The following is a 14,989-nucleotide window of genomic DNA, read 5'->3' on the forward strand; positions in this document are numbered from 1 at the left end:
GGAATAAAAGACACACCATGTTATTCGAGCGCAATTAACATTACGTCGCTGACACCTTGATTTTTCCTTAAGGCGTTTAGCAAGTCGTCGATCGTTCCCTGGAGGTGAGTTAAGTCTAGGGAGATCGTCATGCTTGCCAGGTTATGGATCGGAATGTTTTGGTTAATGGTCAGGATACTGGCGCGACTGTGAGCGATCGTAATCAGGACTTGGGACAGTATTCCTTGTTGATTTTCTAACATTAAAGACAGGACCGCTTTACTCGAAACGGTTTTTTCTGCGGGTAAAAAAACTAAGTCTTTGTACTTATAATAGGTTCCCCGGCTGATGCCGACTTTTTTGACGGCTTCACTGATTTGTTTGACCTTGCCGGACTCGAGCAGTTGTCGGGCCGCGATCACTTTACCAAAGGTGCGCGGTAGGATCGAACTGTCTACGATATAAAATTTTTCCACTGACTTCCTCCTCACTAATTGTCTGCTATTAAGACTAATGTAGCGTGCTTGAGCCACTTTTGCAAACACAATAAAATTAACTAGCTAGTATTTTCCGGTTTTATTTAAATCGTTGCTTACTTCTTTTTAAATATGATTTCTTTTGTTTTTTAACCTTACTTTCACTGATCTCGTAGGGCTCGACGTGAATATCGGCGTCAAAGATCCGAAATTTACGCCGCAATGCACCCTGAATTATTTCGGTGACCTGGTGGCTCTCGCGCACGGTCAAGTCGGGATCCATCAAAACGGTCAAGTCAACGAAGATCAAGGCCCCTGATTTGCGTCCTTTGATACTTTTGACCTCTTTGACCTGCGGATTTTTTAGGATCTCGGTCTTATATTCTACGAGCTGACTTTCGTCGAAGCCGTCGGACAAGGAAAAAACGCTGGTCCTAAAAATGTTGAATGCCGTTTCTAAAATCAGTAAAGAGATCCCCAACGCCACGACTTGATCGACCCATTTGAGGTTGCAAGCTGCGGCTAAGATCCCTACCGAGGTCCCTAAACTGGTCAAAGCATCGGAGAGGTTGTCTTTGGCCGCTGCTAATAATGCGGTACTCTGATCTTTTTTGCCAAGGTAGTCGTTTAACACGTAAACGCCGCCCATTAAAAAAGCGGAGAGCAATCCGACGAAAGCGGCCGGCTTGTCGGGAGTAGTTTGGTCGTGAATGATGATCCTAGTCAACGAACCAAAAAAGACCCGGGCGCCGATCACCAGCATGATCAAAGAGGTGATCAAACTGGCGATATTTTCCGATTTCCAGTGGCCGTAACGGTGTTCGTGGTCCGCTGGTTTACGCGAGATCCCTAATCCGATCAGGATAGTTAATGAGGCTAAAACGTCCGTTAAGTTATTTAATCCGTCGGCTTTTAGTCCCTGTGAATGCGCGAGGTGGCCGACGACTAATTTTAATAATGTGGCTAGGCTGTAAGCAACGATACTGATCAACGCGCCGCCTTGCGCTTCTTTGATCTGTTGGTAACGTTCATTAAGCATGGTGATCCCCTTTGTAATTACTGTAAGCAAAAAATTCCGCCAACGATAGCGGAAGATAATATTATTGATGAAGCGCTTTATTGTTTTACTGATTTTAAACCAAGCAGGGCGTAAATACAAGGGACGGTCCTTAAAAAAATGCACGGCAGCATTATTTTTACAAATGTTCAATAAAAATAGTTTACATTTGTAAAGTAATTGCTTATAATTTAAGTGAAAGGGGTTTAATAACCAATGGAAAAAAGTAAATTAGCTAAGTATTTAGATCATACCAATTTACAAGCTAACGCTACCAAAGAAGATATCGTTAAGACTTGTGAGGAGGCTAAGCAATATAACACGGCTTCTGTCTGTGTTAATTCTTACTGGGCAAAACTAGTCAACGAGCAATTAGCGGGAACAGATATCAATACCTGCTGTGTAGTGGGTTTTCCTTTAGGTGCAATGAGCAGCAGTGCCAAAGCATTTGAAGCTAAACAAGCAATTGCTGATGGCGCCGACGAGATCGACATGGTGATCAATATTGGTGAATTACTCGCTGGTAACGACGAAGCTGTGCAAGCAGACGTTGCTGCCGTTGTAGCCGCAGTTCACGAAAAAGGCAAAGTATTAAAAGTGATCATCGAAACTTCATTTTTAAACAAAGAACAAAAGGTGCGCGCTTGTCAGTTGGCCGTTAAAGCAGGAACTGATTTCGTTAAGACTTCGACCGGTTTCAGTACTGCAGGTGCTAAGGTGGACGATGTTAAATTGATGCGCGAAACTGTAGGTCAAGAAGTTGGCGTTAAGGCCGCTGGTGGTATTCATAGTTATGATGAAGCACTGGCAATGATCGACGCTGGAGCTAATCGTTTGGGTGTTAGTGCAACTGTTGCAATTTTGTCTTAATCTAGGAGGTTACTGATGAAATATAAACGAATTTTTGGCTTAGTAATGGATTCGATTGGGACCGGCGAAGCACCAGATTCCGCTAAGTTTGATGATGCAGGTGCTGATACTTTAGGCCACATCGGTGAACATTTTGCCGGTAAACTGGCATTGCCTAACATGGCTAAATTAGGTCTTTCTAACCTACGGGAAACTCCGATCGTAGGGGTACCGAATGCTGACCAACCGATCGGCTATTACGGTAAAATGCAAGAAGTTTCCGTAGGCAAAGACAGTATGGACGGCCACTGGGAAATGATGGAACTGCCAGTCCGCCAAGAACTCAGTTTCTTCCCGCAAGGATTTCCAGATGATCTGTTAAACAAGATCTCGGAATTTTCCGGACGCAAGATCGTGGGTAATCGCCCAGAATCAGGGACTCAGATCCTAGAAGAATTAGGCGAACACCAAATGGAAACCGGTGATTTGATCATCTATACTTCTGGTGACTCGGTATTGCAGATCGCTGCTCATGAAGATGTGATCCCGGTCAAAGAATTGTACAAGATCTGTGAGTACGCTCGTAGTTTAGTCAACGGTCCAGAATATTTGGTAGGGCGGATCATCGCTCGTCCGTACGTCGGCACTGGCAAGGGTCATTTCACCCGAACCGCTAACCGGCACGATTTCACCCTCAAACCAACTGGTAAAACTGTGTTAGATCACTTGCAAGCAGCTGGGATCGACACGATCGGAATCGGCAAGATTAACGACATCTTTTCCGGCCAAGGAATTGGGACGGGCTACCATAACGAAAGCAACATGGACGGGATGGATCACTTAGATCACGTGATGAAACAAGACTTTACCGGCTTTTGCTTCACCAACTTGGTCGATTTTGATGCGATGTACGGTCACCGACGCAATCCAGATGGCGACGGTCAGGCTTTGATGGAACTAGATCAGCGTTTGGGTACGGTAATTGATAACCTGCACGACGACGATCTGTTGATGATCACGGCCGATCATGGTAACGACCCGTGCTTTAAAGGAACCGACCACACGCGTGAATACGTTCCGTTATTAGTTTATTCTCCAAGCATGAAACAGCCGGCTAGCCTAGGTATTCGTTCAACGTTCTCCGATTACGGCGCTACTATCCTAGATAATTTTGGTGTTAGCGGTAATAATGAAGGAACGAGCTTTTTAGCTGACTTGAAGTAACACATATTTAATTAAAGCTTAATTAGTAATGCCCAACTAGCGCCGTTACTCAACGACTAGGGTCGACATTATTAAATGATGGTCACAAAGGGCCGAGGCAGTTGTTTGTCCCGGTTCCTTTAGTAAAAATGATGTAAGCGCTTATTGGTTAAAACGGTGATTAAAAACTGGCATTGACCAGCATGATTAGAATTGTTATCATTTTGAAGGAGTTGGGACAAAAACTGCTGTTTTTGGGGTACGAGCAGACTATCATTTACGGTGGGATAACAGGCTCCTAGAACAAGATTCGATTTTGTCTTAGCCCCATAATCTGAAGGAGGTCAACATAATGAGTACTCATATTGATGCTACACGCGGTGAGATCGCAGACACCGTCTTATTACCAGGAGATCCGTTACGGGCTAAATACATCGCCGAGAATTTCTTAACGGACGCTAAGTGTTATAACACCGTGCGCAACGCCTTTGGTTATACCGGAACGTATCATGGTAAACCAGTTTCAGTTCAGGGAACGGGAATGGGGATCCCTTCGATTTCGATTTATTCTACGGAATTGATCCAAGCATTTGGCGTGAAAAAATTACTGCGGGTCGGCACGTGTGGGGGGTTAGGACCTGACATTAAACTACGTGACGTTTTGTTAGCTCAAAGCGCAAGTACGGATTCTTCCATTATTCAAAACACGTTTGGCAGCGGGATCTATTACGCACCAACGGCCGACTTTGGCATGTTAGAAACCGCCTACCACGCAGCAGGAAAATTAAATGTTCCGGTCAGAGTTGGAAATATTTTGTCCGAAGATCGTTTCTATAACGACGAAATGGATAAGCAAAAATTAGCGGATTACGGCATCATGGGTTCTGAAATGGAAGCAGCTGCATTATACTTATTAGCTGCTAAGTATCACGTTAAAGCCTTAGCAGTCTTGACGGTCAGTGATTTGATCATGACGGGTGAAAAAACCACCGCTAAGGAACGGGAAACTTCATTTAATGACATGATCAACGTTGCATTGGAGACTGCTATCAGTACAGATGAATAAGGAACAAAAAAAACTCGCGCAAAGTGTAACTGTTGCGCGTCTTTATTATGAAGATAATTTAGGGCAAACGCAGATCGCGCGGAGCTTGAATATTTCCCGGCCGACGGTCTCGCGGTTGTTAAAAATGGCGCGTCAACGGGGGATCGTCAAGATCGAGATCAACAATCCCCTGGTGCACGCGACCGATTTGGGAGCTACTTTGTCGGCTAAGTACGGGGTGCAAGTGCAAGTTGTGCCGGAAAATTATACTGAGGGTGTGTATGCGGCGCAATACCTACAACAGTTAGTTAAGCCACACGACATTATTGGTCTGGGCTGGGGTAAAACGATCCACTCGATAACCACCCATTTGGCCAAGCTAACAGTAGCTGACGTGCAAGTCGTCCAGTTAAAGGGCGGCGTCAACATGAACAACGAAGAGACTTACGCCGAAGAAAGTGTGACCGAACTGGCGACGGCTTTGCACGCGACTGCCCATTTTTTGCCCCTGCCGCCCTTTTTTGACGAACGTTTGACTAAAGAGATCGTAGAAAAGGACCGGTTTATTGAAAATACGCTGAGTTTGGGACGGCGCGCCAACATTGCGCTGTACAGCGTTGGGACCGTTCGCAAGGATGCGTTGCTTTTTCAGTTGGGTTATTTTAACGCCCAGCAAAAAAAGAAGTTACAAAAACAAGCCGTAGGAGACATCGTCTCGCGTTTCATTGACAGGCAAGGAAAAATTGTCGACGAGGCGTTAAACGAACGGACGGTGGGAATTGAGCTAGAGGAACTTAAGAATAAGGAACATTCTATCTTAGTTGCTAGCGGGATCTTAAAAGCGCCGGTGGTCGATGCGGTGATCAAGGCAGGGTACGCCAACGAATTGATCATCGACCAGGCGATCGCGCAGGAATTGTTAACATACGAATAGTGGGGTGTGAGATCATGCGGATGATCGACGTAATAGATAAAAAAAGAAACGGCCATGAACTAACGGACGAAGAAATTCAGTTCTTTATTTCCGGAGTCGTTAGTGGTGAAATTCCGGACTATCAGATCAGTGCGTTACTGATGGCGATTTATTTCAATGATATGACCGACCACGAACGGGCCACTTTAACGTTAGACATGATGAATTCAGGGGATCACTTGGACTTAAGTGAGATCCCAGGGATCAAGGTGGATAAACATTCAACCGGCGGCGTGGGCGATAAAGTCAGCTTACCGTTGGCAGCGATGGTAGCGGCGCTAGGAATTCCGGTGCCAATGATCTCCGGTCGGGGCTTAGGCCATACGGGTGGGACCCTCGATAAATTAGAGGCGATCCCGGGCTACCAAGTTGAAATCAGTGAACAAGACTTTATTGCCCAGGTCAAAAAAGAAAAATTGGCGATTATCGGTGCGACGGGCAACATCGCTCCGGCCGATAAAAAGATCTACGCGTTACGCGACGTTACTGACACGGTCGATTCGATCCCGTTGATCGCCAGTTCGATCATGAGTAAAAAAATTGCTTCGGGAACTGATGCGTTAGTGATCGACGTGAAGACCGGGGCTGGAGCGTTCATGAAGACCTTACCGGAATCCGTGAAATTAGCGCGGGCCTTAGTCGATATCGGTAAGGGCGTGGGCTTAAAGTGCATGGCTTTGATCTCCGATATGAACCAACCTTTGGGCAATAAAGTCGGTAACACGCTAGAGATCGAGGAATCCTTAGATTTACTGAAGGGTAAAGGGCCAAAAGACTTATTAGAGTTGGTATTAACCTTAGGAAGTCAAATGGTCGTTTTAGGACAAAAGGCCAGCGACCTGGATGAAGCACATAAAATGTTGGAGCAAACGATCACCGACGGCTCTGCTTTGGACCGGTTTAAAGCGATGATCAAAGCGCAGGGTGGTGACCAACGAGTAGTTGATGATTATAGCATTATGCCTCATGCTAAGTATCAAATCGAATTACCGGCATCAAGGAGTGGCTACGTTTCCCAATTGACTGCAGACGAAATTGGGATCGCCAGCATGTTATTAGGCGGCGGACGCCAAAAAGCAGATGACGAGTTAGACTATGGTGTAGGAATTGAACTACACAAAAAAGTTGGTGACCAAGTAAAAGAAGGAGAGTCGTTGTTGACGATCCACAGTAACCAACAAGAGATCTCTGCTATCAAAGAGCGACTCAATAACTGTATTAAAATTGCAGACCACGCAGAACCATACAAAATGATTTATCAAGTGATCAAATAATTTTGTAGACTTAATTAAGGTGGAGGGGCTGAGACAAAACTCTGTTTTGTTTCAGCCCCTCTTTGTTTTTCCGTAAGCAATAGACTTAATCGCGTTTTTCAAGCCAGCAGTCTAGGTCCTAAGGACATTGACAAACAAATCCAAGTACAGGATTTGCTTGTCAGTGCCACTTAGTCTACGACCGCTAACCGGCTTGACTCACAACTTGTTTGATCGTGCTCCAAAAAGCAGCAGTTTGTGCCTAGCTACGTTTCAAAATAAAACCAAAGTTCAGGTTTTACTTTGAAACTAGGCTAGTGCTCGACTGCTAAGCGCTTTTTGTCCCAACTTCTCTTTTGTTATTGAAAAATATTTCCCGGGGAATAAATGATGGGGATGAAAAGTTGTTGTGAGCACTGACTTAGGATCTTTATTATTAGCTAATAATTCCGTTGTCTGAGAAACTAAGACTCCGAGTCTGGAGAATTAAGCTTGGCAAACTGGCGGTAATCAGGTACTTTAGTTTAGGAGTTAGCTGAAATTTTGCTTTACTTTCAATATTATTTTATATATAATATCATTGTTAGAAAATAATGAGTCAGTTTAACTCATAAAAATAATGAAGAGCTCTAAGGAGGAGTAGTTGTGGGAAAATTAAAGAAGAAAAAGTGGCTGCTGATTGGCGGATTCTTAGTAATAGTTATTATTTTATTAGGGATATTTTTTAGTTGGAAGTCGCACAACCAGCAAAAGCAGGGTAAGCAATACGAAGTAACACGGGTCACGACCGCCGCGCCGTACGTGATCACCGGCAAGATCCAAGCGGTAAAATCCCAGCAGGTAATAGTTCCGCGAGGTAAGGTTCAACAAGTCGACGTTCGCAGTGGACAAGAAGTCCAGTCTGGAGAAGAGTTGTTTTCTACTTACGATGAAACGCAACAAGACCAAGTCGACGACGTTAACGCAGACTTGGCACAGGCACAGCGCAAGGCCACGAGAGCACAGCAGGCTTTGAATACTGCTAAACAACAAAAAGCACAACTGACGGCTGATGACGATGGTTATCAGGATGCGAATAGCCAGGTGACCGACGCGCAAAATCAGCTTGACGATCAAAACGATGAGGTTACGGGGTTAAAGAATAAATTACAACGGGCTAAAAATCAGATGTATCATACGGTCACGGCGCCGTTTGCCGGCCAAGTAGTTGTTGACTATGCCAAAAACGGGACGCCTGAGGTCACGGTTTATGCCGATCAACTGCAATTTCAAGCCGACGTCAACGAATACGATTACGCCAAGATCAAGGTTGGTTCCCAGTTGACGGTCACCTCACTAGCGACGAAAAACGCAACGGACTCTAACGTCGATTACTTAGCGACGCAACCGGAGCCGACCAGCAAGGCTAACGAAGCCAAGTATCAGTTTACCGCACCGATCAGTGGTAAATTTATGAACGGTCAAACGGCGCGGGCGACCGTGAAGCAAAAAGGATTGACACTGCCGAGCTCAAGCATCGTTCATCACAATAGCGTTTATGTCTTAGGGGCAGGCAAACGCGTTTCTTTGCAGCGTGTTTCCGGTCACATGGAAGATAATCAGTTTGAAATTAAATCAGGATTGCACGCCAAGCAAAAAGTGATTGTTAACCCGGACAGTCATTTAAAAAATGGCAAAAAGGTTCAGTTAGATGATTAGGCTGGAGCACGTTAATAAATATTACCGGCAGGGAAAAGCCGAATTTCACGTGTTACATGATATTAACCTGACGATCGCAGCTGGTGAATTTGTCGCCATCATGGGGCAATCGGGTTCCGGCAAGTCGACGTTGATCAATATCATCGGTTTTTTGGATGACCAGTTTGAGGGGAATTATTTTTACCAAGATCAACCCCTGCACGATTATAGTCGCTCACAATTTTCCAAGTTGCGTAACAGCAATGTGGGGTTTGTTTTTCAAAACTTCAAGCTGATCAATAACCTGACCGTCAACGAAAATGTCAGTTTACCGCTGCTATACGCGGGAGAAAAAAGGGCCAACGTGAAAAAAAGAGTGGCGGAGTCGCTAGAACAGGTGGGACTGCACGGAGTGGAAAAAGAACTCCCGAAAAACTTATCGGGGGGCCAACAACAGCGGGTCTCGATCGCCCGGGCAATTATCGCTAAACCCAGTTTTTTGATTGCAGACGAGCCGACCGGCGCTTTGGATAGTAAAACTTCTGCCGAGATCATGGAACTGTTTAAAAATTTAAACCGGCAAAATCACACGACGGTGATCATGGTGACTCATGATCCTAAGGTGGGAGCACAGGCCCAACGACTGGTTAGAATTTTGGACGGGCGGGTCGTTTCTGATGAGAAGGTGAAACAATGATATTTTGGGAATTATTTAAAACGGCGTGGCAGTCATTGCGTACCAATCCGAAGCGTAGTATTTTGACGACCATCGGTATTGTGATCGGGGTAGCGGCAGTGATCACGATCATGGCGATCGGTCAGGGATTTCAACGCCACATGGCAAAGAGTATGCAGGTCACCAATAACGGTAATCAGACCGGCGAAGTCTTATATCAAGGAAATGATACTGATTATATTTCCAGCGATGGCTTTGATCAAGAAGATATGGACGCGCTAAAAAATCATTTTAGCAATGAAGTTTTAAGCGTGACGATCCTGCCGGTCACTTCACAGATCAGCGTCAACGGCACGGTTGGTAACCAGCAACAAGAGATCACGTTAGCGTTAGTCGACCATTACAATCACATGTTTGATTTGGTAACGGGGCGCTTGTTTACCGCCAAGGAAAATCAGGAAGAAAAACCGGTGGCATTAATGAATAAATCATTGGCTAAAAGGGAATTTCACCGCCCGGAAAACGCGTTAGGCACGACCGTTACCATCGGAAACAAGACTTATCAGGTCGTCGGGATCTTTAATCACGGACAGTACAGTAACGATTCGCAAACGGGTGATGATTACGATATGGACGTGATTTTACCGAAAAAGACCTATCAGGCTGGTGGTAATGCCAATTCAGGCAGTCTCATTAAGATCACATTCGCCAAGGGGGTTGATGTTAACGCGTTGGGTAAGCAGATCGTTTCTTACCTAAAAAAGCGGGGGACTAATCACTTAAACGGGACCTACATCTTCCAAGATATTGCCAAAGCAATGGGCGAGTTGAACCAAGAGATCAACATGTTGACGGGTATCGTGGGAGCAATTGCCGCTATTTCACTATTGATCGCCGGGATCGGTGTGATGAACATGATGTATATTTCGGTTTCGGAAAGAACGCAAGAAATTGGGATTCGCTTGGCGGTAGGTGCTAAACCCGCGTCGATCATGTTACAGTTTTTAATGGAGGCCGTGATGCTGACGCTTTTCGGTGGCCTAGCCGGCTTTTTATTAGGTTGTTTGTTTGCCAAGATTGCCGCGCTAATCGCCCATTTTGCGATGCCGGTAACGTTAGGTTCATTTATGATGGCGGTCGGTATCTCAACTGCGGTCGGGGTGATCTTCGGTGTTTTGCCAGCACGGCAGGCCGCACAGAAGAATTTGATCGACACCTTACGTTAAGTTGTGGTTAAGTCTGAGCAGTAAACGCAAAAGTAGCAACGATCGCTGGTAAAATTAAAGTGAGGTGATGGAAGATGTTACTCGTATTTGTTTTATTCCTGTTAGTAGGTGGCCTCGGTCTTTTTGTCAGCCTGTTTGAGGGAATTTTCCGGCTGGGCTTTAGCCTATTACAACCACTAGTATGGCCGTTTATTTTAGTAGCGGCGTTCGGGGTGATCGCAATGATCGCTGTCTTTCATTTACTGGCAGTGTTCTTGCTCCCCGCTTTGGTACTTTTTATCATCTATCGTTTGTTAGTCAATAAGTAAAAGTTAATCACGGATGGAGTTGGGATAAAAAGCGTTTAGCAGTCGAGCACTAGCTTAGTTTCAAAGTAAAACCCGAACTTGGGTTTTATTTTGAAACGTAGCTAGGCGCAAACTGCTGCTTTTTGGAGCACGATCAGTCTATTGCTTACGGAAAACAAAAAGAGGCTGGAACAAAACAAAGTTTTGTCCCAGCCTCTTTTGTATCAACTGGTGATGCAAGCAATAATATGCGGGTAAAAACGGTTACTGTGATATAATTATAATGTAATAGTTTAATTATTGGAGGCAGGAGGCAAGGATGACAAAATATACGGGACGCACGGCTCAAGAAGCAATTGCTGCTGGTCTCAAAGACCTAGGTATTGTTCAAGAGCAGGCACTGATCAACGTGCTCTCTCACGGCAAGAAGGGCTTTTTAGGAATCGGTAAAAAACTGGCACTAGTTGAGATAGCGCAAAAACCAGCGCCAGCAACGCAAAAGCCAAAACCGACTTCAATGAAAAACATTCAACGACCAGCAAAAGTGGTTTCAGCTAAGCCCAAAAACAGCCGACAGGATAACGCACAAAAACGAGAGCAAGATGTGCGGGCACTAGGCGAGTACTTAGCGGATGTGACCAAAAAAATGGGAATTGAGACCGTGATTGCGGTGACACCGGAGAAAAGAACGGTTTATTATGACTTTGATACGCAACAGGCGGGGTTATTGATCGGTAAACACGGCAAAGTGTTAAATTCATTACAGGTTTTGGCGCAGGATTTTCTAGATCAACGTGCGCAACATCATTTAAGGGTGATTTTAGACGTGGCTGGTTACCGGGCCAAACGAGAAGAGACGCTGGCCCGCTTGGCTCAACGAACTGCGAAGACCGTGACGGCGACGGGTAAAGTGGTCGAGTTGGATCCAATGCCTGCTTTGGAACGCAAGGTGATCCACACTACGCTGGCCGATGTTTCGCAGGTCAAGACGTATTCGCGCGGAAACGAGCCCCATCGTGCGGTGGTAATTGCACCGTACTGACAAGTGATAAAGGAGTAGCAGATGAAAGAATATCAGCCAGAACGAGTCGAAAATGAACTCTGCTTTGCAATCTACTCGGCTCAAAAATACTACAACAAATTTTATGCTAAAGCCTTAGCGGAATTTGATTTGACGTATCCCCAGTACCTGACTTTACTGGTATTGTGGGAGGAAAAACGGCCGTTGATGATCAAAGAGATCGGTTCTCGTTTGAAACTTGATACAGGTACTTTAACGCCTTTATTAAAGCGAATGGAAAAAGATCACTGGATTGTGCGGACTCACGTTCCAGAAGACGGCCGTAAGGTGTATATTGCTTTGTCTGATAAGGGTGCAATGAGCGAAGAAAAAGTAAAGGCGAGTGTCAAATCTTGTCTTTCTACGATCGATATGACTTATCAGGAGTACCAAGATAGTGTCAAATTGGTACGCAAGATCGGTGCCAAGATCGCCCAGATCGACCAAAGTTTAGCTTAGTTAGGTAGCAATTTTAAAAGGGAAGTACTGACCGAAAAAGTGATGATGAATGGCAAGTGCTGGTTTTAGTTTAATGACGATAAGAAAAGGCGAGGCGGCTCAAGCCCCGTCTTTTTGTTGCATAATCGCGAGCCATGCGCTGGTCTTTTTTTAGGAGTTAAAGTCTTTACTTTTTATATTATACGTAATATAATATAGCTAGAAATTAAGTAGAAACTGTGAGGCGAGTTGCAAGGAGGGATCTTGGTGGTAGCTGTAGTACAATAATTTGACTGGTAATAAAGGGGAATACGGTATATGAAAATTCAAGTTAGTGCAGACTTGCTTGATGGATTGGTCTTGTCTTTGTTGAAACGTCAGGATTACTACGGATATTCTTTAACGCAGGACATGCAAAAGGCAATTTCGATTTCGGAATCAACGATGTATCCGGTATTACGTCGCTTAAAGAAAAATGGTTACTTAATTACTTATGACCAACCTTTTCAGGGAAGAAATCGGCGTTACTATCAATTGACTGAGAGCGGAGAAAAACATTTAGACAGGATCTATCACATGTGGCAAGATTATAAAGAGAGTTTGGATCATATTTTTGAAAATGATGGGAGAAACCAAGAACATAAAGAAGGAGACGAGTAAAATGAGTAAGCCAACTAAAAGATTAGTTAAGTCAAATGATAAGGTATTAAGTGGAGTTTTTGGTGGAATAGCGGAGTATTTTAAGTGGGATAAAGCAATTGTGCGGATAATTGGCGCAATTTTGATTGTTTTTCCAGGAAACTTATTTTTAGGTGTGTTAATTTATTTTGTTGCTGCACTTGTGATGCCAGATGCACCGACCAACGGTAAAGACGATGATGAAACGATCATTGAGGGAGAATTTACCGAAAAAAAGTAATTGATTCTGGAATTATGAGTTAATTTAAATATTTTTAGTCAAAGGTATTGACGGCAAGGACAGAAGCGTGTATATTATTAAATGCTCACCGCTACGAAGTGTTGCGGCACAGAAAGTTAATTGAAATTAACAGTTGACTTGTTAGCGATGAGATGTTATAGTAATAAAGTTGTTGCTTGATAAGCAACAGAGTAGAACTTTGAAAACCGAACAAAGTTTCGTAAAAATGTGTGAGGTCGCTCGGAGCAATCCGGGTGCAAACATTTGCGAAGTCAATTTCGCTAGTAATCAAAAATGAGCTAAACAAACTGAGAGTTTGATCCTGGCTCAGGACGAACGCTGGCGGCGTGCCTAATACATGCAAGTCGAACGAGAATGTGTTGGGAGTGGTACTTGTATCACGAACAAGACAGGAAAGTGGCGAACGGGTGAGTAACACGTGGGCAACCTGCCCTTAAGTTGGGGATAACACTTGGAAACAGGTGCTAATACCGAATGAGCCCATAAAGCACATGCTTTATGGGGAAAAGATGGCGTCAGCTATTGCTTGAGGATGGGCCCGCGGCGTATTAACTAGTTGGTAGGGTAACGGCCTACCAAGGTGATGATACGTAGCCGAACTGAGAGGTTGATCGGCCACATTGGGACTGAGACACGGCCCAAACTCCTACGGGAGGCAGCAGTAGGGAATCTTCCACAATGGACGCAAGTCTGATGGAGCAACGCCGCGTGTGTGAAGAAGGTCTTCGGATCGTAAAACACTGTTGTCAGAGAAGAACGAGTTCTAGAGTAACTGCTAGAGCCATGACGGTATCTGACGAGGAAGTCACGGCTAACTACGTGCCAGCAGCCGCGGTAATACGTAGGTGGCAAGCGTTGTCCGGATTTATTGGGCGTAAAGGGAACGCAGGCGGTTTTTTAAGTCTGATGTGAAAGCCTTCGGCTTAACCGGAGTCGTGCATTGGAAACTGGAGAACTTGAGTGCAGAAGAGGAGAGTGGAACTCCATGTGTAGCGGTGAAATGCGTAGATATATGGAAGAACACCAGTGGCGAAAGCGGCTCTCTGGTCTGTAACTGACGCTGAGGTTCGAAAGCGTGGGGAGCGAACAGGATTAGATACCCTGGTAGTCCACGCTGTAAACGATGAATGCTAGGTGTTGGAGGGTTTCCGCCCTTCAGTGCCGCAGCAAACGCATTAAGCATTCCGCCTGGGGAGTACGACCGCAAGGTTGAAACTCAAAGGAATTGACGGGGGCCCGCACAAGCGGTGGAGCATGTGGTTTAATTCGAAGCAACGCGAAGAACCTTACCAGGTCTTGACATCTAGTGCCAACCTAAGAGATTAGGTGTTTCCTTCGGGAACACTAAGACAGGTGGTGCATGGCTGTCGTCAGCTCGTGTCGTGAGATGTTGGGTTAAGTCCCGCAACGAGCGCAACCCTTGTTGCCAGTTGCCAGCATTCAGTTGGGCACTCTGGCGAGACTGCCGGTGACAAACCGGAGGAAGGTGGGGATGACGTCAAGTCATCATGCCCCTTATGACCTGGGCTACACACGTGCTACAATGGACGGTACAACGAGTTGCGAGACCGCGAGGTCAAGCTAATCTCTAAAAGCCGTTCTCAGTTCGGATTGCAGGCTGCAACCCGCCTGCATGAAGTCGGAATCGCTAGTAATCGCGGATCAGCATGCCGCGGTGAATACGTTCCCGGGCCTTGTACACACCGCCCGTCACACCATGAGAGTTTGTAACACCCAAAGCCGGTGGGGTAACCGTAAGGAACCAGCCGTCTAAGGTGGGACAGATGATTGGGGTGAAGTCGTAACAAGGTAGCCGTAGGAGAACCTGCGGCTGGATCACCTCCTTTCTA

15 protein-coding genes and 1 rRNA gene are annotated in these 14,989 nt (G+C 45.3%); 14 read left to right on the plus strand and 2 right to left on the minus strand.

What is annotated here, in order from left to right:
- Positions 1 to 20: 20 nt before the first annotated feature.
- A complete protein-coding gene (locus tag ACSYSK_RS02850) occupies positions 21 to 455 on the minus strand; it encodes an ACT domain-containing protein (protein WP_491715434.1) in 435 nt (144 codons plus the stop codon).
- A gap of 100 nt (positions 456 to 555) precedes the next feature.
- Complete coding sequence (locus ACSYSK_RS02855; RefSeq protein WP_491715435.1) at positions 556 to 1,494, minus strand: cation diffusion facilitator family transporter; 939 nt, start codon at positions 1,492 to 1,494, stop codon at positions 556 to 558.
- Positions 1,495 to 1,728: 234 nt separating this feature from the next.
- Between ACSYSK_RS02855 and deoC the strand changes: the two genes are divergently transcribed.
- The 14 genes from deoC to ACSYSK_RS02925 all read left to right on the plus strand — a co-directional run bounded on the left by deoC (position 1,729) and on the right by ACSYSK_RS02925 (position 14,986).
- Positions 1,729 to 2,382, plus strand: coding sequence for a deoxyribose-phosphate aldolase (deoC, locus tag ACSYSK_RS02860; RefSeq protein WP_491715436.1), 654 nt, complete (start codon positions 1,729 to 1,731; stop codon positions 2,380 to 2,382).
- 15 nt (positions 2,383 to 2,397) lie between these two features.
- A complete protein-coding gene (locus ACSYSK_RS02865) occupies positions 2,398 to 3,585 on the plus strand; it encodes a phosphopentomutase (protein ID WP_491715437.1) in 1,188 nt (395 codons plus the stop codon).
- Between the two features lie 331 nt (positions 3,586 to 3,916).
- Complete coding sequence (gene deoD, locus ACSYSK_RS02870; protein WP_491715438.1) at positions 3,917 to 4,630, plus strand: purine-nucleoside phosphorylase; 714 nt, start codon at positions 3,917 to 3,919, stop codon at positions 4,628 to 4,630.
- Positions 4,623 to 5,543, plus strand: a complete 921-nt coding sequence (locus ACSYSK_RS02875; RefSeq protein ID WP_491715439.1) for a sugar-binding transcriptional regulator — start codon at positions 4,623 to 4,625, stop codon at positions 5,541 to 5,543. The genes deoD and ACSYSK_RS02875 overlap by 8 nt, the downstream gene beginning before the upstream one ends.
- A 14-nt stretch (positions 5,544 to 5,557) precedes the next feature.
- Positions 5,558 to 6,856: a pyrimidine-nucleoside phosphorylase gene (locus ACSYSK_RS02880; RefSeq protein WP_491715440.1), complete on the plus strand. Its 1,299-nt coding sequence runs from the start codon at positions 5,558 to 5,560 to the stop codon at positions 6,854 to 6,856.
- A 624-nt stretch (positions 6,857 to 7,480) separates the two neighbouring features.
- Positions 7,481 to 8,533, plus strand: a complete 1,053-nt coding sequence (locus tag ACSYSK_RS02885; RefSeq protein WP_491715441.1) for an efflux RND transporter periplasmic adaptor subunit — start codon at positions 7,481 to 7,483, stop codon at positions 8,531 to 8,533.
- Positions 8,526 to 9,209, plus strand: a complete 684-nt coding sequence (locus ACSYSK_RS02890; RefSeq protein WP_491715442.1) for an ABC transporter ATP-binding protein — start codon at positions 8,526 to 8,528, stop codon at positions 9,207 to 9,209. Before ACSYSK_RS02885 ends, ACSYSK_RS02890 begins: the two co-directional genes overlap by 8 nt.
- Positions 9,206 to 10,414 (plus strand): ABC transporter permease, encoded by a 1,209-nt coding sequence (locus tag ACSYSK_RS02895; RefSeq protein WP_491715443.1) that lies wholly within the window; start codon positions 9,206 to 9,208, stop codon positions 10,412 to 10,414. Before ACSYSK_RS02890 ends, ACSYSK_RS02895 begins: the two co-directional genes overlap by 4 nt.
- Before the next feature lie 74 nt (positions 10,415 to 10,488).
- On the plus strand, positions 10,489 to 10,722 hold the full coding sequence (locus tag ACSYSK_RS02900) for a hypothetical protein (RefSeq protein ID WP_491715444.1): 234 nt from the start codon (positions 10,489 to 10,491) through the stop codon (positions 10,720 to 10,722).
- A 298-nt stretch (positions 10,723 to 11,020) separates the two neighbouring features.
- Positions 11,021 to 11,743 (plus strand): RNA-binding cell elongation regulator Jag/EloR, encoded by a 723-nt coding sequence (gene jag / locus ACSYSK_RS02905; RefSeq protein ID WP_491715445.1) that lies wholly within the window; start codon positions 11,021 to 11,023, stop codon positions 11,741 to 11,743.
- A 21-nt stretch (positions 11,744 to 11,764) separates the two neighbouring features.
- Positions 11,765 to 12,220 carry a MarR family winged helix-turn-helix transcriptional regulator gene (locus ACSYSK_RS02910; protein ID WP_491715446.1) on the plus strand — a complete coding sequence of 152 codons (456 nt, stop codon included), beginning with the start codon at positions 11,765 to 11,767 and terminating at the stop codon, positions 12,218 to 12,220.
- Between the two features lie 297 nt (positions 12,221 to 12,517).
- Positions 12,518 to 12,859: a PadR family transcriptional regulator gene (locus ACSYSK_RS02915; protein WP_491715447.1), complete on the plus strand. Its 342-nt coding sequence runs from the start codon at positions 12,518 to 12,520 to the stop codon at positions 12,857 to 12,859.
- Position 12,860: 1 nt separating this feature from the next.
- Positions 12,861 to 13,118: a PspC domain-containing protein gene (locus ACSYSK_RS02920; protein ID WP_491715448.1), complete on the plus strand. Its 258-nt coding sequence runs from the start codon at positions 12,861 to 12,863 to the stop codon at positions 13,116 to 13,118.
- 304 nt (positions 13,119 to 13,422) lie between these two features.
- Positions 13,423 to 14,986 (plus strand): 16S ribosomal RNA (locus ACSYSK_RS02925).
- Positions 14,987 to 14,989 lie beyond the last annotated feature (3 nt).

Source organism: Ligilactobacillus sp. ESL1201 (genome assembly GCF_058503265.1).